Origin of the sequence: Nocardiopsis sp. CA-288880, assembly GCF_050955985.1 — a bacterium.
GTDB classification, from domain to species: domain Bacteria; phylum Actinomycetota; class Actinomycetes; order Streptosporangiales; family Streptosporangiaceae; genus Nocardiopsis; species Nocardiopsis tropica.
Window position 1 is genome coordinate 7001704 of sequence record NZ_CP192105.1, and the last position, 19088, is coordinate 7020791.

Sequence of the window (19088 nt, forward strand, 5' to 3'; positions counted from 1 at the left end):
GTCCGGGCCGGGCGGGCCCCTCCCCCGGCCTCAGGGGCGGGCGATGCGGTCGACCACCCCGTGCACCCCGGCGCGGACCCGCTCCTCGGACATCCCGCGCCCCCGGCGCTGGTGCACGTGGAGCGCGGCCTCCAGGGGGGCGAGCAGGGCGTCCGCCAGGTAGGCGTGGTCGGCGTCCGGGCGCAGTTCGGCGACCAGGGAGACCAGGTGCGCGTGGTGGGCGGCGTAGGCCCCGCTCCGGTAGCGGGCCTGCGGCGAGGCGGTCTCGGCGACGGCGAGGAGCCCGGCCTGGGCCTCCAGGCGGTCGACGAAGGCGTCGGCGAAGGCGTGCAGCCGTTCCAGGGGCGGCGCTCCCGGTCCGAGGGGCGGCGGGCCTTCGAGGAAGCCCCTCTGGAACTCGTACTCCTGGGAGTCGACCATCGCGTGGGTGAGTCCGGCCAGGTCTCCGAAGCGCCGGTAGACCGTGCCCACCCCGGTGCCCGCGCGGGCCGCCACCGCCTCCAGGGTGAGGCCCTCCGTGCCGTGCTCGGCGTGGAGCTCGCGGGCGGCGGCGAGGAGGGCCCTGCGGTTGCGGGCGGCGTCGGCGCGCTCGGGGCGCGCCGCCCCGGCCATGGGGAGCGTGGGGCGCCGCGGGGCGGGGCCGCTCACGGGGACGCCTCGGGGGGTTCCTGGTGACCTGCGAACACGCGGCGAGTATAGCCGGAGCCCCACCGCCCCCTTGTAAGTGGAAAAAATTCCACTTAGTATCGGCCGCACGGGGAACCCTCCCCGGACGCACCACCCCCAGCAACGCACCAGGGAGCCGACATGGCCCACGACAGCACACGGAGCCCCCTCGCCGGACGGGTCGCGCTCGTCACGGGCGGCAGCCGCGGGATCGGGGCCGCGATCGTCCGCAGGCTGGCCGCCGACGGCGCCGACGTGGCGTTCACCTACCTGAACGCGCGGGAGCGCGCCGAGGCGCTGGTCCGCGAAGCCGGGGCGGTCGGGGTCCGCGCCCTCGCGGTCCGCGCCGACTCCGCCGAGCCGGACCGGATCCGCGAGGCGGTCGACCTCGTCCACGAGCGCCTGGGCGGACCCGACATCCTGGTGAACAACGCGGGGATCGCCGTCTTCGGGCCCTTCGGCGACGCCACCGTGGCCGAGTTCGACCGGTCGATGGCCGTCCACGCCCGCGCCGCGTTCGTCGCCGCCCAGGCCGCCGTCCGGCACATGGGACCGGGCGGCAGGATCATCGGCGTCGGGACCAACCTGAGCGAGCGCGCCTCCCTCCCGGAGGCCACCCTGTACACGACGAGCAAGGCGGCCCTGGTGGGGCTGACCCGCTCGCTGGCCCGCGAGCTGGGCCCCCGGGGGATCACCGTCAACCTCGTCCACCCGGGGTCCACCGACACGGAGATGAACCCGGCCGACGGCCCCGGCGCGGACGCCGAGCGCGCACTGACCGCCCTGGGGCGCTACACCGACCCGGAGGACGTGGCGGCGTCGGTGGCCCACCTGGCCGGACCGGGCGGGCGGAGCATCACGGGGACGTCGATCCTGGTCGACGCCGGGGCCAACGCGTGAGCGCGCCGCACGCTCCCGAGTGGCTCCCGCTCCCCTGGGCGCTGCTCCTGGCCGCCGCCGCCCTGGAGGTCGTGTGGGCGCTGGCGATGAAGGAGTCGCACGGCTTCTCCCGGCTCTGGCCGAGCGTCCTCGCGGTGGGCGCCGCCGCGACCAGCTTCACGCTGCTGTCCCTGGCCCTGCGGGACCTGCCCGTCGGCACGGCCTACGCGGTGTGGGTCGGGCTCGGCGCGGCCGGGGTGGTCCTGGCCGGGGCCGCCTTCCTCGGCGAGGCCGTCGGTCCGCTGCGGATCGGCTTCGTCGTGCTGATCCTGGCCGGCGTCGCGGGGCTGCACCTCGCGGAGGGGGCGGCGCCGCCCCCGGGGGAGGGGAAACCGGAGGTCTCCGGCGGCCGGGGCTGACCGGGCCGGCCGCGGCGGGGGCGGGACCCGCCGAGCCGTGGTTCGAGTGGGGCGACCGGCCCCGCGCGGCGGGTGCGGGACGCACCGGCTCCGCTGCGCACGTCCCCGCCGACCGCGCGGGGCGGGGGCGGGGCGCACGGCCCCGCCCCCGCCCGGCGCGTCCCGCCCGGTCCCGTACGCGTCCCCGTCCTCGGGCGCACTCCGGTCCGGCCCCCGTCCACACCCCGGGCGCCGCGTGCGGGAGGAACGGGTCCGCCGCCCGCGGGTCAGGTGTCGTCCACCGCCGCGCGCAGGTCCCGCAGGAGCGTGAGCACGACGGGGCGCAGCGAAGGCCTTATGGCGTCGAAGACCTGCCGCTGCTTGCGCTCCATCTCCTTGCGCCGGATGGCGAGAACCCTCTCACCCTCCTCCGTGAGCGCCACCACCGTGCTGCGCTCGTCCCGCTCCGAGCGGCGGCGCGCCATCATGCCCTTGCGCTCCAGCTGTTGGATCATGCGGGTGGCGGACGGAGAGGAGACGCCCACGATCTGGGCGACGGCGCCCACACTCGGGTTGTCCATGCCCCGCACCGCCTCCATGAGCAGGGCCTGCGTCAGAGTGAGTTCTTCGGCACCCCGGTGTCCGTGGCCGCTGCGCGAGCGCGCGTGTATGGCCGCGTTGATCAGTTCGGTCCAGGCACGCTGGAACTCTTCGAGCTCGGCACTTGGCTGCTCGGCACTTGGCTCGTGGGTCTCGTCGGGCACGAAACGGTCCTCGCAGGCTGGGCGGGCGCCGCGGGTCCTCCGACCCGCGCGGTGGTTTGACGTTTGTGTAGTCTAACTATTAAATAGCTTAAGCACGCAAGTTCATAAGCATCCATGCCCCCACAAACCGTAGCGACACCCCGTCCACGCGTCCGCTTGTGGACGACGAGGACCGCCGCTGGGGGCAGTGGACGTCCGCCCGGCACCGGGCGGGCCCGGACCGGTCCGGGAGGGGCGCATTGACAACAGTGCTGATCGCGCATTTCATCGCAGCGGCGATCGCACCCTTACTGGTACGCCAGTGGGGCCGCAACGCGTTCTTCGCCCTCGCCGTCGTCCCCGGCGCGTCCACCGTCTGGGCCCTCTTCCAGACCCCCGCCGTCCTGCGCGGCGGCGAGCTCTCGGCCTCCGTGGAGTGGGCCCCCGAGTTCTCGCTCAGGCTCGGCCTGTACATGGACACGCTCGGGCTGGTCATGACGCTCATCGCCGCCGGCGTGGGCACGCTGATCCTGGTCTACTGCGCCCGCTACTTCAACGACTCCGAGCCCGGCCTGGGCCGCTTCGCCGGGGTGTTCGTCGCCTTCGCCGGGGCCATGCTCGGCCTGGTCCTGGCCGACGACCTCATCCAGCTCTTCGTGTACTGGGAGCTGACCACGGTCTTCTCCTACCTCCTCATCGGGCACAACACGGAGCTCAAGGAGAGCCGCCGCTCGGCGATGACGGCCCTGACCGTCACCACCTTCGGCGGCCTGGCCATGCTGGTCGGCATGATCGTGCTCGGCGAGACCGCCGGGACCTACGTGATCTCCGAGCTCGTTGCCGCCCCGCCGTCGGGCGCCCTGGTCGACGTCGCCCTCGCCCTCGTGATGGTCGGCGCGATGTCCAAGTCGGCGCTCTTCCCGTTCAGCCTGTGGCTGCCCGCCGCCATGCGCGCGCCCACGCCGGTCTCCGGCTACCTGCACGCGGCGGCGATGGTCAAGGCCGGCGTCTACCTGGTCGCCCGGCTCACCCCGGCCTTCCCCGACTCCGCCGTCTGGACCTGGTCGGCGCTGTTCTTCGGCGTGCTCACCATGCTGCTCGGGGGCTGGAAGGCGCTGCGCCAGTACGACCTCAAGCTCGTCCTGGCCTACGGCACCATCAGCCAGCTCGGCTTCCTCATCGTCCTGCTCGGCGCGGGCACCCGGGCCGCGGCCCTCGCCGGCGTGTCCATGCTCATCGCGCACTCGCTGTTCAAGGCGCCGCTGTTCCTCGTGGTCGGCATCATCGACCACAGCACCGGCACCCGCGACCTGCGTGAGCTCTCCGGCCTGCGCACCTCCATGCCCGGGACCTTCTGGATCTCGGTCCTGGCGCTCGCCTCGATGGCGGGCCTGCCGCCCACCCTCGGTTTCGCCGCGAAGGAGCTCGCCTTCGGCGCCTTCACGGAGGGCGGCCCCTTCGACACCGCCGTCCTCGTCGGCATCGTCACCGGCTCCGTCCTCACGGTCGCCTACAGCCTGCGCTTCCTGTGGGGGGCGTTCGCCGTCAAGGAGGACGTCCCGGACACCCCGGTGCACGCCCCCGGGGCGCTCTTCCTGGCGCCCGCCGCGGCCATGGCCGCGCTCGGCCTGCTGGGAGGGCCCCTCTCCCACGCGCTTGACGTCCTCCTCGCCCGCTACGCGGACACGGTGCCCCTCGCCCCCGGCGCGTACGCCACGCACCTGGCGCTGTGGCACGGCTTCGAGCTCCCGCTCCTGCTGTCCGCCGTCTGCGTCGCGGTCGGCCTCGTGCTGTTCTACTTCCGCCACCAGGTCGTGTGGATCGGCAGCCGCACCTCCTTCGTCGACCCCGACCGGATCTACCGGCGGATGCTCGCGGCCCTGGAGAACCTGGCGCTCCAGGTCACCGGACGGACCCAGCGCGGTTCGCTGCCGGTCTACCTCGGCACCGTCCTGGTCTCCCTGGTCGTCGCCGCGGGCTGGTGGATGGTCAGCGGCCGCATCTGGGAGGGGCCGCACCCCGAGGTGCGCCTGTGGGACACCCCGGTCCAGGTCATCCCGGCGGTGATCGTCGCCGGGACGGCCCTGCTGGCCCTGTTCGTGCGGCGGCGGCTGTTCGCGGTGATCCTCGTGGGCACCGGCGGCTACGGCATCGCCGCCCTCTTCTACCTGATGGGCGCGCCGGACATCGCGCTCACGCAGTTCCTGGTGGAGACCGTCAGCCTGGTGGTCTTCGTCCTGGTCCTGCGCCGGCTGCCCTCCCTCTTCTCGGCGCCCGCGCTGCGCGGCCGCCGGGTGTGGAACATGGCCATCGGCGCCGCCACCGGCATCCTGGTCGCCACGATGACCTGGTTCGCCCTCGCCGCGCGGCAGGCGCCCTCGGTCTCCGAGGGGTACCCCGCCGCCGCCGAGGAGGCCGGCGGCTACAACATCATCTCGGTGCTGCTGGTCGACGTCCGCGCGTGGGACACCATGGGCGAGATCGCGGTGCTCGCGGCCGCGGCCGCCGGCGTCGCCAGCCTGATGTTCGTGCGGCGCCGGGCGCAGCCCCGCAAGGCCCCGGGCGGGGTGATGGCGGTGTCGGTCACCAGCGCCCCCGAACCCGCCAAGGGCCAGGGCAGCATCGACCTGGGCGAGCTGCGGATGGCGCCGGACAGCATGCACATCAAGCCCAGGTGGAACAACGCCTGGCTGCCGGGCGCGGACGCCCTGCCCACCGAGCGCCGGTCGGTCATCTTCGAGGTCGTCTCGCGCTTCCTCTTCCCGGTGATCATGGTGATCTCCGTGTACCTGCTGCTCACCGGCCACACGGCGGTCGGCGGCGGGTTCGCGGGCGGCATCGTCGCCGGGCTGGCGTTCATCGTCCGCTACCTCGCCGGAGGCCGGTTCGAGCTGTACGCCACGGCGTGGGTGCAGCCGGGGGCCCTGATCGGCGCCGGGCTGGCGCTGGCCACCGGCACGGCGCTGGGCGGGGCGATCTTCGGCACCGACGTCCTCGCGGGCGGGGACGCCTACATCGACCTCTGGATCCTGGGCGAGGCCCACGTGACCGTGTCCATGATCTTCGACATCGGCGTGTACCTGCTGGTGATCGGCCTGATCCTGGACATCCTGCGCAGTCTCGGCGCCCGTATCGACGAACAGATCGAGAGGGACGCCGCACACGCGGAAGAGGGCGCCAGGGCCGACGCGCTGGCCCGGGCCGAGGAGGTCACCTCGTGAACGAGTCACCCAGCCTGATCCTCGTCGTCCTCATCGGCGTGCTCGTCGCGGTGGGGGTGGTGCTCCTGCTGGAGCGCAGCCTGACCCGTGTCCTGCTCGGCTTCATCGTGATGAGCAACGGCGTCAACCTGATGATCCTGTCGATGGCGGGGGAGCCGGGCGAGCCGCCGCTCCTGTGGCTGGCCGATCCGGAGGAGATGACCGATCCGCTGCCGCAGGCGATGATCCTGACGGCGATCGTCATCACCCTCGGCATCACCGCGTTCCTGCTGGCGATGGCGTACCGGAACTGGCAGCTCGAGGGCAACGACGAGGTCCAGGACGACGCCGAGGACATCAGGATCGTGCAGGGCGAGGGCCGCCGCGCGGTGCGGCAGCGCTTCGCCAAGGAGCGCCGCAGGCTCCAGGCCGACATCCGCCGCCAGCGCGCCGAGCTCCAGGCGACCATCGCCGCCGCCGACGCCCAGGAGCTGGCCGAGCAGGCCCGCATCAAGGCGGAGATCGCGGCGGCCCAGGCCGAACTGGCCCGCTACGAGGTCGAGGCCGAGGAGAGCGGGCCGGACGAGCGGTCGCAGGAGACCATGCGCAGGCTCACCGACCGCACGGAGAGCATGACCGCCCAGGTGCAGGAGCTGCGCGGGCGCATCCGCCTGGGACGCAGGCGGCTGCGCGAGCACCGCCGCGCCGACCGGGCCGCCGAGCGCGAGCTGTGGCGCGAGCTGCGCCGCCGCATCCGCTCGCAGCGGCGCCAGGCGCGCCAGACCATGTCGGCCGAGCGCGAGCGCCTGGCCCGCGCCGAGGACAGCGACCTGCAAGGGAGTGACTGATCATGGATGGGGAATACCTCGTCGGTTTCGTGCACTACCTCATTCCCCTGCCGGTGGTGCTCCCGCTGTTCGCGGCCGGGGTCAAGCTGGCCCTCGGCATCCGCTGGCCGCGGGTCCAGCAGTGGCTGAGCGTCATCTCGCTGGCCCTCGTGCTGCTCATCGGGTTCGCGCTGATGCTGGGCGCCTACGAGTTCGGCCCGCAGGCCGTGCAGGTGGGCGGCTGGGAGGCGCCCATCGGCATCACCCTGGTCGCCGACCAGCTGTCCGCCCTGATGGTGACGGTCTCGGCGGCGATCACGCTCGCCGTGCTCGTCTACTCGATCGGCCAGGGCATGGCGGGCAAGGCCGAGGTCGCGCCGCTGTCGGTGTACCAGCCGACCTACCTGATCCTGGTGGCCGGCGTCTCCAACGCCTTCCTCGCCGGTGACCTGTTCAACCTGTACGTCGGGTTCGAGATCCTGCTGACCGCCAGCTACGTGCTGCTGACCCTGGGCGGCACCCAGTCCCGGATGCGTGCGGGCGCCATCTACGTGGTCGTGTCGCTGGTGTCGTCGGTGCTGTTCCTGATCGCCATCGCGCTGATCTTCGGGGCCACCGGCACGGTCAACATGGCGCAGCTCGCCGAGCGCCTGCCGGAGATCTCCCCCGACCTCAGGGTCGTCCTCCAGGTGATGCTGCTGTTCGCGTTCGGCATCAAGGCGGCGGTCTTCCCGCTGGCCGCCTGGCTCCCCGACTCCTACCCGACCGCCCCCGCGCCGGTCACGGCGGTGTTCGCGGGCCTGCTCACCAAGGTGGGCGTGTACGCGATCATCCGCGCCCAGACGCTCTTCTTCCCGGGCCAGGTCCTCAACGACCTGCTCATGTGGGTGGCGCTGGCCACCATGATCATGGGCATCCTCGGCGCGGTCGCGCAGACCGACATCAAGCGTCTGCTGTCGTTCACGCTGATCAGCCATATCGGCTACATGCTGTTCGGCGTGGCGCTCGGCAGCGAGCACGGCCTGGCCGGAGCGGTGTTCTACGTGGCGCACCACATCACCGTGCAGACGACGCTGTTCCTGGTCACGGGGCTCATCGAGCGCCGGGGCGGGTCGACGTCGCTGGACCAGCTGGGCGGGCTGGGGCGGATCGCGCCGGTGCTGGCGGTCCTGTTCTTCATCCCCGCGATGAACCTGGGCGGCATCCCGCCGCTGTCCGGCTTCCTGGGCAAGATCGGCCTGCTCCAGGCCGGTGTGGAGGCGGGCACGCCGCTCTCCTACACGCTGGTCGGGGCCTCGGTCCTCACCAGCCTCCTGACCCTGTACGTGATCGCGCGGGTGTGGAACTACGCGTTCTGGCGGACGCCCTCCGAGGGCATGGTGGCCGAGCCCGGCACCGTGCTGGAGGACGTCGAGGCCGACGACGCGTCGACCGCGGCCCTGGGGCCGGGCGAGGCGGTCGGCCCGTCCTCCCGCCTCGGCGACACCTCGACCCTGGCGGGCCCGGTCGTGACGTCCGTGGTCCTGCCCAAGAGCATGGTCGGCGCCACGGTCGCCCTGGTCGCGTTCGGCCTGGCCCTGACCGTGTTCGCGGGCCCGCTGATCCACTACTCCTCGGAGGCGGCGGTGGAGCTGATGGCCCGGACCCCGTACGTCGAGGCGGTTCTCGGAGGCGCCCGGTGATCGACCTGAAGGCGAAGAAGAGAATGGGCCTGGCCGCCCTGCGGCGGCGCCTGGGCAAGGTCCAGGTCCCGGTGGCGCTCGGCATGACCCTGGTGTGGCTCCTGCTGTTCGACGGCTTCCGGCTGCGCTTCGAGTCCCTCGGCCTGCTGGTCCTGGGGTTCCTGGTGTCGGTCCTGATCATGCTGGTCTTCCCGCTGCCGCCGATCACCCCGGGGTTCCGGTTCAGGCCGGTGTACCTGGTCCGCATGCTCGTGTACGTGTTCGGCAGAATGGCCGTGGCCAGCTTCCGGGTGACGGTGCAGACCCTCTCCCCCGGCCCCGTGCGCAGCTCGGTGGTCGCGGTGCCGCTGCGCACCGAGGCCGACCTCATGCTGGTGTGCACGGCGATCGCCAGCTCGATCATCCCCGGCAGCGTGATCGTCGAGGTCTCCCAGCCGAACCACATCCTGTACGTGCACCTGCTGGGCGCGGACGACGAGAGGGGCATCGAGGCCGGCCGGGAGGACATCTGGAAGCTGGAGGAGCGGATCGTGATGGCTTTGGGCACCCGTGAGGACATCGACGCGCTCCGTGCCGGACCGACCGTCGAGAACCTGGGGAGGGACGCGTGAACATCCTGTGGATCGCCATCGGCCTCCTGCTCGGGGCGGCCGTCCTGCTGGGCGTGACCCGTATGGTGATCGGCCCCAGCATCCTGGACCGGGCGCTGTCCGTGGACGTGCTGCTCGCCTCGGCGCTGACCGGCATCGGCGCCTACGCGGCCTTCCACCGCGACCCGACGGTCCTGCCGACCCTGCTGGTGCTGTCGCTCCTGGGCTTCATCGGCTCGATCAGCATCGCCAAGTTCGTCGCCCGCCGCCCGGAGGAGCACGTGGCCACGCCGACCGAGCCCCCGGCCCCTGCCCCTGAGGAAGGGGGTTCGTCATGAGCGACCAGGTCGTCGCCGTCCTGGACTGGATCGCGATCCTGTGCCTGCTGGCCGGGGCGCTGCTCTCCCTCGTCGCCGGGGTGGGCCTGATCCGCTTCCCCGACCTGCTCTCCCGCATGCACACCGCGGCGAAGCCGCAGGTGCTGGGGCTCCTCCTGGTCCTGGTCGGGATCGGCATCCGGCTGATCCCGGAGGAGACCAACGTGTTCAACATCGGGACGCTGATCCTGGTGGGGCTGTTCCAGGTGGTGACGGTCCCCGTGGCCGGCCACATCGCCGCCCGGGTGGCCTACCGGACGGGGCGCGTCCGCGAGGACCTGATCGTCCGGGACGAGCTGGCCGACCGGCTGGCCGCCAAGCGCCGGACCGACGGCGGCGGGGGTGTCCCCGAGACGCGGGCCTGAGCCGGGGCGGCCGGGGGACCCGGTCCGCGCCGGAGAGGGAACGGCCGGGGGAGGAGGTCCTCCCCCGGCCGTTCCGCGTGCCGCCGCCCACCGCGCCCCAGCGGGCGGCCGCGCGTGCGCGCGGACCGGGGTCCGCGCGCACGGGTCACCGTGCGGGGCGTTCGTCCCCGCCGTCGGTCATCAGCCTCGACCGGACGAGGAACCGGCGGCCGGTCGGCGCCTCCAGGGAGAAGCCCGCGCCCCGCCCCGGGACGACGTCGATGGTCAGGTGGGTGTGGCTCCACACCGCGAACTGCGAGCGGGACATCCACACCGGCACCGGTTCGGGCGTGCCCGCGTCCAGGTCGCCCAGGTGGACGTCCGAGTCGCCCGTGCGGAACTCCCCCGCCGGGTAGCACATCGGCGAACTGCCGTCGCAGCACCCGCCGGACTGGTGGAACATGAGCGGCCCGTGTTCGTCGCGCAGCTCGCGGAGCAGGGCCGCGGCCTCCTCGGTGACGGCGACCCGCTCCACCTCCCCGCCGCTGCCGGGGGCGCCCATCAGAAGAGCCCCGCCGCCTGGTCCGAGTAGCTGACCAGCAGGTTCTTCGTCTGCTGGTAGTGGTCGAGCATCATCTTGTGGTTCTCGCGCCCGATGCCCGACTGCTTGTAGCCGCCGAACGCGGCGTGCGCGGGGTAGGCGTGGTAGTTGTTCACCCACACGCGGCCGGCCTGGATGTCGCGGCCCGCGCGGTAGGCGGTGTTGCCGTCGCGCGTCCACACCCCCGCCCCCAGCCCGTACAGGGTGTCGTTGGCGGTCCTGACGGCGTCGTCGTAGCCGTCGAAGCGGGCGACGGACACCACCGGGCCGAAGATCTCCTCCTGGAAGACGCGCATGCCGTTCTGCCCCGCGAACACGGTCGGGGCCATGTAGTAGCCGCCGGAGAGGTCGCCGCCGAGGTCGACCCGCTCGCCCCCGGCGAGCACCTCGGCGCCCTCCCGCCGGCCGATGTCGACGTAGGAGAGGATCTTCTCCAGCTGATCGTTGCTGGCCTGCGCGCCGAGCATGGTGCCGGTGTCGAGCGGGTCGCCCTGCACGATCCGGCCGACCCGCTCCAGGGCGTCGCCCATGAACCTGTCGTAGAAGGAGTCCTGCACGAGCGCGCGGGAGGGGCAGGTGCACACCTCGCCCTGGTTGAGGGCGAACATCGCGAAGCCCTCCAGCGCCTTGTCGTAGAACGCGTCCTCGGCCGCGGCGACGTCGGCGAAGAAGAGGTTGGGGCTCTTCCCGCCCAGCTCCAGGGTGACCGGGACGAGGTTCTCCGACGCGTACTGCATGATCAGGCGCCCGGTGGTGGTCTCACCGGTGAAGGCGACCTTGCGCACCCGGGGACTGGAGGCCAGCGGCTTCCCCGCCTCCACGCCGAAGCCGTTGACGACGTTGAGCACGCCGGGCGGCAGCAGGTCGGCGACCAGCTGGACCAGGAGCATGACGGACGCCGGGGTCTGCTCGGCGGGCTTGAGGACCACGGCGTTGCCCGCGGCGAGCGCGGGCGCCAGCTTCCAGGTGGCCATGAGCAGGGGGAAGTTCCACGGGATGATCTGCGCGACCACGCCCAGGGGCTCCTGGAAGTGGTACGCGACGGTGTCGCCGTCGATCTGGGAGCTGTGCCCCTCCTGCGCGCGGATCGCCCCGGCGAAGTAGCGGAAGTGGTCCACCGCCAGCGGGAGGTCGGCGGCCAGGCACTCGCGGACGGGCTTGCCGTTCTCCCAGGACTCCGCGACGGCCAGCTTCTCCAGGTTGTCCTCGATCCGGTCCGCGACGCGGTGGAGGACGAGGGCCCGCTCGGCCGGAGAGGTGCGGCCCCAGGCGTGGGCGGCACCGTGGGCGGCGTCGAGGGCGAGCTCGACGTCCTCCGCGCCGCTGCGCGCGACCTCCGTGAAGGTCTGCCCGGTGACGGGCGTGGGGTTCTCGAAGTAGCGGCCCCGCACGGGCGCGACCCAGTCGCCGCCGATCCAGTTGTCGTAGCGCGGCGCGTACTCGACGATGCTCCCCGGCTGTCCGGGGGGAGCGTAGACCGCCATGGTGGCCTCCTTCTTCGGTGGGGCGCCGGTGGTGCGGCCGGCGCCCGCTTCCGAGGGGTCTGGGGCCGGTGACGCTAGCCACGGCGACGTTGCGACCACGTTGCGGGAGGGGGCGGGAGGAGGTGGGCGCGGGGCAGGAGCGGGGCGGGGCAGGAGCGGGGCGGGGCAGGAGCGGGGCGGGGCAGGAGCGGGGCGGGGCGGGAGGGGCGGGAGGAGGTGGGCGCGGGGCAGGAGCGGGGCGGGGCGGGAGGGGCGGGAGCGGGGCGGGTTCAGCCGCCGAGCCAGCGCAGCCTTCCCCGGAGGGCGGCGTGGCGTGGGGACCCGGGGTCGAGGGAGCGCAGCGCCGCGGTGAGCACCCGGGGGTCGTCGCGCCACTCGGGGTCCTCCGACCAGGCCAGGAGCACGCCCGGCGGGGCGTTGGCCCCGAGCACCTCGCACACCTCCGCCTGGAGGGCGTCGCGGATCTCCGCCACCCCCGGCGCCTCCGACCGGGGCAGGACCGGCCCCGCGTAGACCTCCAGCGCCCTCCGGTAGGAGCCCTCCGCCAGGTGGCGCCGGACCTCGTCGATGTCGGTGGACGGCGGGCGGAGCAGGCGGTAGGGGCGTGACGCGAGCAGGCCGGGGCCGAGAAGTCGGCGCAGCCGCGACATCTCCGCGCGGACGGTGACCGGGGAGGCGTCGTGTTCGTTCAGCCGCGCCCCGAGCGCCTCACCGGTGAGGCCGCGCGGACTGCGGGCGAGCAGGAGGAGGATCTCGGAGTGGCGGACGCTCAGCTCCGCCTCCCGGCCGTCGAGGGCGATCAGGGCCCCGGCACGGCCCAGGACCCGCAGCGCGGGGCCCGCCGACGGGCCCCGTCCCGGGGGCTGCGCGGGGTGTGCGCCGCCGTCCTCCCGCACCCCCGGGGCGCGGTGCGCGCCGCGGTCCCCGGGCGCGGCCCGGGGGCGGGGAGGGCGCGCTCCGAGGCGCAGGGCCCGCAGCTCCATCTCCACCGCGGCGGCGGCCGTCCGCACCAGGGCGAGGGCCTGCGGGGAGGCGAGGTGGTCCTCGCCCGTGATGTCGAGGACGCCCAGGACCTCCCCGGTGCAGGGGTCGTGGAGGGGCGCGGCCGAGCAGCTCCAGCGCTGCACGCCCCTGGAGAAGTGCTCGCTCGCGAACACCTGGACCTCGTGGTCGAGGGCGAGGGCGGTGCCGGGCGCGTTGGTCCCCGCGGACCGCTCGTGCCAGTTGGCGCCCTCCACGAAGCACATGTCCTCCGCGCTGTCGCGCAGCCGGCGGTCGCCCTCCACCCACAGCAGGCGTCCCGCGGCGTCGCCGACCGCGACGATCTGCGGACCGGGCGCGGTGTCGACCAGGAGCCGGCGCAGCAGCGGCATGGCGGCGGCCAGCGGGTGGGCGTCGCGGTGGTCCCGCAGGGCGTGCCCGGCGAGCTCGATCCGGGGCACGGTGGTGTCGGGGTCGACGCCGTGCAGGACGCTGCGCCTCCAGGACTCGCCGACGACCGCCCGGACGGGGCCGCTGACCCGGCCGGAGTCGGTGAAGCGCTCGTGCGCGGCGGCCACGTCGCGGCGCACGGCCTCGGGGTCGGTGTCCCACGACCACGCGTTCCACGTCCCGGACATCACGGCGCTCCCCTTCGTCGAGACGACGGCGGACCGTGCCGGCGGACCGCCCCGACACCCCGATTGAAGCCGCGCCCGCCCCTCCTGACAAGTGGTTCCGCGAGAACGGGCGGAGGCGCGCCCCCGCCCGGCGCCCCCGTCCGGCGCCCCGTGCCCGGGCGGCGGGGCGGGCCGGCCCGGCCGGCCTCAGGCGGGCCCGGGGCCGCGCCCGGCCGGGGGAGCGGAGGGCTCCTCGACCAGGGCGGCGAGCGCGATGGTCATCGCCACCCGCGCCTCCGGGTCGTCCAGCGGCAGGTCCGCGATCCCGCCCATGCGGCGCAGCCGGTACCGCACCGTGTTCGGGTGCAGGTCCAGCGCCTCCGCGGCCCGTCCCAGGTCGCCGTGCGCGTACAGCCACGCCCGCAGCGTTCCCGCGTAGTCCGTCCCGTGCGCGGCGTCGTGGCGCACCAGTTCCGCGACGGGGTTGCGGGTGGGCAGCCTGCCGGCCTCGGCCACCAGCCGCAGGCGGCGCAGCAGTACCGCGTGCCAGACGTCGTCGTAGACCACCGGCCCGGCGGTTCCCGGCGACCCCGGCCCCGCGGCCGGCGCCCCGCGCGCCCCGCTCCGCCCCGGGGGCGCCGTGCGCACCCCGCGGCCGTGCAGGGTCAGGCACTCGTCCGCCTCCTGCCTGCTGGCCGGGAGCCCGGAGGGGTCGGCGGCGCCGCCCACGCCGGCGGCCACGCCCAGCTGGTCCGGCAGCCCGCGCACCGTCGACCGGACCCACTCCACCGCCGGTGAGGGGTCGTCCCCGCACGGCAGCACCGTGTAGACGGTCGTCCCGAGCAGGGTGCTGCGACCGGGACGCGACCACCCGAAACCCGTGGTGACCAGCTCGAACAGGTGCAGGATCGCCGCCTCCGGCTCGGTCCTGGCCCTCGCCTGGAACGCGATCACCCGCAGGCCCGTGGCGAGCAGGCCGAGGCGCCCGGCCGTCTGCGCCGGGTCCGCCGACCCCTCCAGCAGGTCGATCACCGACTCCGACTCCACCTGGCGTTCCAGGTCGCTGCTCACCCTCGCGCGCAGCATGTGCAGTCCCACGGTGTGCGCGCCCTCGCGCAGGGCGCGGGAGCGCCCGGCGTCCAGCGGGGCGTCGCACACCACCCACAGGGAGCCCAGGAGTTCGCGCCCCACGCGGATCGGCGCGGCCGTGCGCCCGCCCAGCCCGAGTTCGGGCACCCCGGGGACGAAGCGGGGCTCGGCGGAGGCCGCCAGTCCGGCGAACACCCCGTCGGCGTCGAGGCGTGCCCGGACCTCCTCCGGGGCCCTCCGGTCGATCACGGTGGCCCGGCGCACCCGGTCGGTGTCCCCCTGGGAGGCGGAGTAGGCGACGACGCGGGAGGAGCGGTCCTCGATCGTGACCGGTCCGCCGACCTCGGCCGCGACCGTGTCCGCGAGGGTGAACAGGTCGCTCGGCCCGCGTCCCGCCTCGGTCTCGCGGCCCTCCAGCACCAGGCCGTAGACGACGCCGGAGATCTGGCTCCAGGACACCGCGGGGTCGACGACGAGGAGGGCCAGCCCGTGCGCCCGGAGGTGTTCGCGCACGTCGTCCGCGGGGTCCGCGGCGGAGCGGAGGAGGACGACGGTGGCGCGCGCCTGCTCCGCGAGGCGGACCGCCTCGGCCGCCGAGTCCACCCCGACCGCGAGGAACGCGTCGCCCAGGGGCGGGGCGTCGTCGGTGGGATCGTGCATGGCGACGCTGCGCAGCTCCCTGCGGCGCAGGCCCTCGGCGCCCACCAGCCTGGCGCCGTACCCGCCCAGCACGTTGACGAGCCGGTCGAGGTTGATCATCTCCCGCTCCCCCTCCCACCATGATGTTGTCGGATCTCGACAAAACCAGGTCACGGGAATGTCGGCCCAGGATAACCCCGTGCCCCTCCGCCGTGGACACACTCGGTAATGAGCGGCAGCACCCCCCTCGCCGGCCCTCGCTGTGTTTCTCCACCCACGGACCGAGCCGTGGCGTGGGCCCGTGAAGACAAGGAACGTTCCATGACCAGGACCACCGACCGATGGATGACCAGGGAGGGCTACGAACGCCTCCAGGAGGAGCTGCGAGTGCTGCGCGGCCTCCCCGACGACGACCCGGACACCGCCGGGGCGGACGGGGGCGCGGGGAGCACAGTCCCCGCGCCCCGCTACATCCACGACCCTGCGGTGCGGCAGGCCCGCGTCCACACCATCGAGCGCCTGCTCAGCGAGGCCGTGGTGGACGAGGCCGCCCCCGACGACGGGATCGCGGCGCCGGGCAAGGTGCTCACCATCCGCTACGACGGCGAGGACGGGACCGAGGAGTTCCTGCTGGGCCTGCGGGACGCGTCCGTCGCGGACCGGATGACGGTGTACTCGCCGGAGTCGCCGCTGGGGGCGTCCCTGCTGGGCGCCCGCCGGGGCGAGCGGCGCACGTTCACCTCTCCGCGCGGCGCGGTCATCGGGGTCACCCTGCTGGGCGCGGAACCGTACCGGGCCTTCGTGGCGGGCTGACGCCGGGGCCCCATCGACCGGGCGGCCGCCCCCGGGAAAGCGGGCGACCGTCCCGCGGCCCGTCCGCCCTACTGGGAGGGCGGACGGGCCGACACGGGGGCGGCCCCTCCTCTCCGGAGGCGGGGCCGCCCCCGTTCCCGCTCCGCTCCCGGCCTCCCCGGCCGGGCCGCGGCCGTCCGCCGCGCCGCCCCCGGACGCACGCGCCCGGTCCCGAGCGCCCGCACGGACGGACCCCGGCGGGAGCGGGGCCGGAGGACGCGACCGGCGACCCGGCAGGACCGGCGACGGGCTCCGGCGGGGAGGGGCGGCCCACGCGCCCCGCGGCCCCGCACCGTGCAACAATGTAAAACCATCGTTGTACTTTGCTGTGGGAGGCGCACCCGTGAGCACCGCCGAGGCCAGGCCCGCACCCCGGGGGGGCCGCGCCGACAAGCACGCCATGATCCTCGACGGCGCCCTGCGCGTGTTCGCCCGGTGCGGCTACCCCCGCGCGAGCGTCGACGTCATCGCCAAGGAGGCGGGCGTCTCGACCCGCACCATCTACAACCACTTCCGGGACAAGACCGAGCTGTACGCGGCGGTGGTGTCCGCCAGTACCGAGGCCGTCTCCGAGCACCACATCGCACTGATCGACCGCCACCTGCGCAAGGTCACCGACCTGCGGACCGACCTCACCGACCTCGCCGTGGACTGGTCCTCGGACCGCCCCGAGCACGAGGCGCACTTCGCGCTGTTCCGCCAGAGCAGGAGCGTCCCGGAGATCCCGGAGCAGACCCTGGAGGAGTGGTACCGGAACGGTCCCGTGCGGGTCCGCGCGGCGCTCGCCCGGCGCCTGGAGGACCTGGCCGCCCGGGGCCTGCTGCGGGTGGACGACCCGGAGCTGGCCGCCCTCCAGTTCAGCGTGCTCGTGAGCCTCCCGGACCCGTCGGGCCACTCGCGGCCGCGCGGCCGCGAGGAGGCCGCGCGGTTCGCGGCCGAGGGCGTGCGGACCTTCCTGCACGGCCACGCGCCCGCGGAGGGGTAGGGTCCCGCCGCAGCGGTGCCCCGGCACGCCCGCGCACCCGCGAAGGGCCACGCCCCATAGGATGCGACGCATGGGCGAGGCTGCGGAAACGGTGTCGGAGGAGTCCGGCCCCGGCCGGACCCTGGTGCTGTCGGTCGGCCTGACACTGCTGTTCAACGCGGTGATCCTGCCCGAGTGGCTCCGCGCCCTCGACGGGGCCGGCTCCCCCGCCCTGCGCACGCTCGCCGCCGTCCTCGCGGCGGCCTACGTCGCCGGGTGCGCCGCGGCCGTCCCCCTGGCCCCGCGCCTGGGGAGCCTCGCACGCCACCTGGCCTGCGCCGCCCTGCTCCTGCTGGGCTGCGCGCTGTTCGCGGTCCTCGGGCTGCCGCACTCGTGGGTCCTCGTCTTCGGGCTCGCCGTCACCGCCGCGATATTGCCCCTGCGCCCCACGCTGTGGGCCACCGTCCTCGCCGTGGTCGGCGTGACCGCGGTGGCCCTGGCCACCGGACAGGTGGGCGAGCAGTTCGGCAACCTCGTCATCATCACCACCGTCACCGTCGCCACGGCCCTGGCCGTGCGGCTGGTGGAGGCCAACGCCGAGCTCCGCCGCGCCCGCGACCAGGCCGCGCAGCTCGCCGTCCTCCGGGAGCGCGAGCGCTTCGCCCGCGACCTGCACGACCTGCTCGGCCACAGCCTCACGACCATCGTGCTCAAGGCCGGCGTGGGGCGCCGGATCCTCGAGTCCACGGGTGACGCCGACCGGGCGGCCGCGGAGCTGCGGGACCTGGAGGACCTGGGCCGGCGGTCGCTGGCCGAGGTGCGCGCCGCCGTCTCCGGATCGCGCCGGGTCACCCTGTCGGCCGAGCTCCTGCGCGCCGAGTCGGTGCTGCGCGCGGCCGACGTCGCCCTCGAACTGTCGCCGGGCGCGGACCCCGCGGGCTCCGGGTCCGGCGGCCCGGCGGGACCGGCCGCCCTCCGCCGCGACGGGACCGGCGCCTCGGGCGGCGCCGACGCGGCCGACGAGGTCCTGGGGTTCGTGCTGCGGGAGGCGGTCACCAACGTGGTGCGCCACTCCGGGGCCACCCGGGTGCGCGTCGCCCTGGGACCGGGCTGGATCGAGGTCGGCGACGACGGCCGCGCCCGGCCCGGCGGGGTCGTGCCCGGCGGCGGCCTGCGCGGGCTGGAGGACCGCGTCACCGGGGCGGGCGGCGCCCTGACCGTGGAGCCGCGGCCCGGGGGCGGGCTCACCGTCCGGGCCGAACTCCCGGCGGGCGCGGGCGGCGCCGGAGAGGGGGACCACCGGACGGACGGTGCGCCCGGTGCGCGGTCCGGGGCGGCGGACGGCGGCCCGTCCGGGGACACGGGCACGGGGCCGCTGGGAGTACCGCCCGGCGGCGGCGCCGGGGACAGGGACGGGAGCGGGCCCGGGGAGGCCGCCCGGTCCGGGGACGCGGGCGCGACCGGCGGCCCGCCGGGGGACGACACGGAACCGGACACGGCGCATGACGCCGACGGCGGCGGCGGGGAGCGGGGATGAGCGGGACGATCAGGGTGCTGGTCGCGGACGACCAGGCCCTCGTGCGCGGGGCCCTCGCCACCGTGCTCGACCTGGAGGCCGACATCGAGGTCGTGGCCCGGGCGGGGTCCGGCGCGACGGCGCTCGCCGAGGCGCGCCGCGTCCGGCCCGACGTGGCCGTGCTGGACGTGCAGATGCCGGACGGGGACGGGATCGGCGTCTGCGCCGAGCTGGTGGCGGACCTGCCCGGCTGCCGCGTGCTCATGTGCACGACGTTCGGCCGCCCCGGCTACCTGGCCCGGGCCCTCACGGCGGGGGCGACCGGGTTCGTGGTCAAGGACGCCTCCCCCGAGGACCTGGTGGACGCGGTCCGCCGGGTCCACCGGGGGCTGCGGGTGGTGGACCCCGCCCTGGCGGTGGAGTCCCTCGCGCACGGAACGAGCCCGCTGACCCCGCGCGAGCGCGAGGTCCTGGCGGCCGTGGCGGGCGGGGGCGACGACGTGGCGGCGCTCGCCCGCTCCCTCGGGATGAGCCGGGGAACGCTGCGCAACCACCTGTCGTCGGCGATCGGCAAGACGGGGACCCGGACGCGCGCGGAGGCGGCCCGGGTCGCCGAGCGCAACGGCTGGCTCTGAGCCC

The 19088-nt window shown here is 74.7% G+C and carries 18 protein-coding genes; 12 read left to right on the top strand and 6 right to left on the bottom strand.

What is annotated here, in order from left to right; all coding sequences use genetic code 11:
* Positions 1-30: 30 nt before the first annotated feature.
* The gene (locus ACQPYD_RS30165; RefSeq protein WP_433698745.1) at positions 31-648 is read right to left on the bottom strand and encodes a helix-turn-helix domain-containing protein; all 618 of its coding nucleotides are present in this window, start codon (positions 646-648) and stop codon (positions 31-33) included.
* A 159-nt stretch (positions 649-807) separates the two neighbouring features.
* Here ACQPYD_RS30165 and ACQPYD_RS30170 point away from each other — a divergent pair, with 159 nt between their 5' ends.
* Both ACQPYD_RS30170 and ACQPYD_RS30175 read left to right on the top strand, forming a co-directional pair.
* Complete coding sequence (locus ACQPYD_RS30170) at positions 808-1566, top strand: SDR family NAD(P)-dependent oxidoreductase (protein ID WP_433698746.1); 759 nt, start codon at positions 808-810, stop codon at positions 1564-1566.
* Positions 1563-1964 carry a DMT family transporter gene (locus ACQPYD_RS30175; protein WP_433698747.1) on the top strand — a complete coding sequence of 134 codons (402 nt, stop codon included), beginning with the start codon at positions 1563-1565 and terminating at the stop codon, positions 1962-1964. The genes ACQPYD_RS30170 and ACQPYD_RS30175 overlap by 4 nt, the downstream gene beginning before the upstream one ends.
* 266 nt (positions 1965-2230) lie before the next feature.
* Here the strand turns inward: ACQPYD_RS30175 and ACQPYD_RS30180 are convergent, their stop codons facing one another.
* Positions 2231-2707, bottom strand: coding sequence for a MarR family winged helix-turn-helix transcriptional regulator (locus ACQPYD_RS30180; RefSeq protein WP_267946915.1), 477 nt, complete (start codon positions 2705-2707; stop codon positions 2231-2233).
* Between the two features lie 248 nt (positions 2708-2955).
* Between ACQPYD_RS30180 and ACQPYD_RS30185 the strand changes: the two genes are divergently transcribed.
* The 6 genes from ACQPYD_RS30185 to mnhG are packed head-to-tail and all read left to right on the top strand — an operon-like array spanning position 2956 to position 9727.
* Positions 2956-5907 (top strand): Na+/H+ antiporter subunit A, encoded by a 2952-nt coding sequence (locus tag ACQPYD_RS30185; RefSeq protein ID WP_433702176.1) that lies wholly within the window; start codon positions 2956-2958, stop codon positions 5905-5907.
* Entirely contained in the window at positions 5904-6734 is an 831-nt protein-coding gene (locus ACQPYD_RS30190) for a Na(+)/H(+) antiporter subunit C (RefSeq protein ID WP_433698748.1), read from the top strand. The genes ACQPYD_RS30185 and ACQPYD_RS30190 overlap by 4 nt, the downstream gene beginning before the upstream one ends.
* A gap of 2 nt (positions 6735-6736) precedes the next feature.
* On the top strand, positions 6737-8395 hold the full coding sequence (locus ACQPYD_RS30195) for a Na+/H+ antiporter subunit D (RefSeq protein ID WP_433698749.1): 1659 nt from the start codon (positions 6737-6739) through the stop codon (positions 8393-8395).
* On the top strand, positions 8392-9006 hold the full coding sequence (locus ACQPYD_RS30200) for a Na+/H+ antiporter subunit E (RefSeq protein ID WP_433698750.1): 615 nt from the start codon (positions 8392-8394) through the stop codon (positions 9004-9006). The genes ACQPYD_RS30195 and ACQPYD_RS30200 overlap by 4 nt, the downstream gene beginning before the upstream one ends.
* Positions 9003-9323 carry a monovalent cation/H+ antiporter complex subunit F gene (locus ACQPYD_RS30205; protein WP_344182378.1) on the top strand — a complete coding sequence of 107 codons (321 nt, stop codon included), beginning with the start codon at positions 9003-9005 and terminating at the stop codon, positions 9321-9323. Before ACQPYD_RS30200 ends, ACQPYD_RS30205 begins: the two co-directional genes overlap by 4 nt.
* Positions 9320-9727: a monovalent cation/H(+) antiporter subunit G gene (gene mnhG / locus ACQPYD_RS30210; RefSeq protein WP_433698751.1), complete on the top strand. Its 408-nt coding sequence runs from the start codon at positions 9320-9322 to the stop codon at positions 9725-9727. Before ACQPYD_RS30205 ends, mnhG begins: the two co-directional genes overlap by 4 nt.
* Before the next feature lie 145 nt (positions 9728-9872).
* On the opposite strand, the gene ACQPYD_RS30215 is transcribed toward mnhG, so the two are convergent.
* From ACQPYD_RS30215 to ACQPYD_RS30230, 4 genes are all read right to left on the bottom strand, one after another.
* Positions 9873-10268, bottom strand: a complete 396-nt coding sequence (locus ACQPYD_RS30215) for a DUF779 domain-containing protein (RefSeq protein WP_433698752.1) — start codon at positions 10266-10268, stop codon at positions 9873-9875.
* Positions 10268-11791, bottom strand: a complete 1524-nt coding sequence (gene exaC, locus ACQPYD_RS30220; RefSeq protein ID WP_433698753.1) for an acetaldehyde dehydrogenase ExaC — start codon at positions 11789-11791, stop codon at positions 10268-10270. The genes ACQPYD_RS30215 and exaC overlap by 1 nt, the downstream gene beginning before the upstream one ends.
* Before the next feature lie 269 nt (positions 11792-12060).
* Positions 12061-13410: a GAF domain-containing protein gene (locus ACQPYD_RS30225; RefSeq protein ID WP_433698754.1), complete on the bottom strand. Its 1350-nt coding sequence runs from the start codon at positions 13408-13410 to the stop codon at positions 12061-12063.
* A 186-nt stretch (positions 13411-13596) separates the two neighbouring features.
* A complete protein-coding gene (locus tag ACQPYD_RS30230) occupies positions 13597-15237 on the bottom strand; it encodes a helix-turn-helix domain-containing protein (RefSeq protein ID WP_433698755.1) in 1641 nt (546 codons plus the stop codon).
* A 201-nt stretch (positions 15238-15438) separates the two neighbouring features.
* On the opposite strand from ACQPYD_RS30230, the gene ACQPYD_RS30235 reads away from it, so the two are divergent.
* The 4 genes from ACQPYD_RS30235 (at position 15439) to ACQPYD_RS30250 (ending at position 19084) form a co-directional block, all read left to right on the top strand.
* Positions 15439-15930, top strand: a complete 492-nt coding sequence (locus ACQPYD_RS30235; protein WP_433698756.1) for a GreA/GreB family elongation factor — start codon at positions 15439-15441, stop codon at positions 15928-15930.
* 382 nt (positions 15931-16312) lie between these two features.
* Positions 16313-16954, top strand: a complete 642-nt coding sequence (locus ACQPYD_RS30240) for a TetR/AcrR family transcriptional regulator (RefSeq protein WP_433698757.1) — start codon at positions 16313-16315, stop codon at positions 16952-16954.
* Positions 16955-17024: 70 nt separating this feature from the next.
* The gene (locus tag ACQPYD_RS30245) at positions 17025-18470 is read left to right on the top strand and encodes a sensor histidine kinase (RefSeq protein ID WP_433698759.1); all 1446 of its coding nucleotides are present in this window, start codon (positions 17025-17027) and stop codon (positions 18468-18470) included.
* Positions 18467-19084, top strand: coding sequence for a response regulator (locus ACQPYD_RS30250; RefSeq protein ID WP_433698760.1), 618 nt, complete (start codon positions 18467-18469; stop codon positions 19082-19084). Before ACQPYD_RS30245 ends, ACQPYD_RS30250 begins: the two co-directional genes overlap by 4 nt.
* Positions 19085-19088 lie beyond the last annotated feature (4 nt).

Coding starts and splice junctions, on each gene's coding strand:
- ACQPYD_RS30225 (WP_433698754.1), bottom strand. CDS start 13,410: ATGTCCGGGACGTGGAACGCGTGGTCGTGGGACACCGACCCCGAGGCC.
- ACQPYD_RS30215 (WP_433698752.1), bottom strand. CDS start 10,268: ATGGGCGCCCCCGGCAGCGGCGGGGAGGTGGAGCGGGTCGCCGTCACC.
- ACQPYD_RS30170 (WP_433698746.1), top strand. CDS start 808: ATGGCCCACGACAGCACACGGAGCCCCCTCGCCGGACGGGTCGCGCTC.
- ACQPYD_RS30230 (WP_433698755.1), bottom strand. CDS start 15,237: ATGATCAACCTCGACCGGCTCGTCAACGTGCTGGGCGGGTACGGCGCC.
- exaC (WP_433698753.1), bottom strand. CDS start 11,791: ATGGCGGTCTACGCTCCCCCCGGACAGCCGGGGAGCATCGTCGAGTAC.
- ACQPYD_RS30235 (WP_433698756.1), top strand. CDS start 15,439: ATGACCAGGACCACCGACCGATGGATGACCAGGGAGGGCTACGAACGC.
- ACQPYD_RS30195 (WP_433698749.1), top strand. CDS start 6,737: ATGGATGGGGAATACCTCGTCGGTTTCGTGCACTACCTCATTCCCCTG.
- ACQPYD_RS30245 (WP_433698759.1), top strand. CDS start 17,025: ATGGGCGAGGCTGCGGAAACGGTGTCGGAGGAGTCCGGCCCCGGCCGG.
- mnhG (WP_433698751.1), top strand. CDS start 9,320: ATGAGCGACCAGGTCGTCGCCGTCCTGGACTGGATCGCGATCCTGTGC.
- ACQPYD_RS30250 (WP_433698760.1), top strand. CDS start 18,467: ATGAGCGGGACGATCAGGGTGCTGGTCGCGGACGACCAGGCCCTCGTG.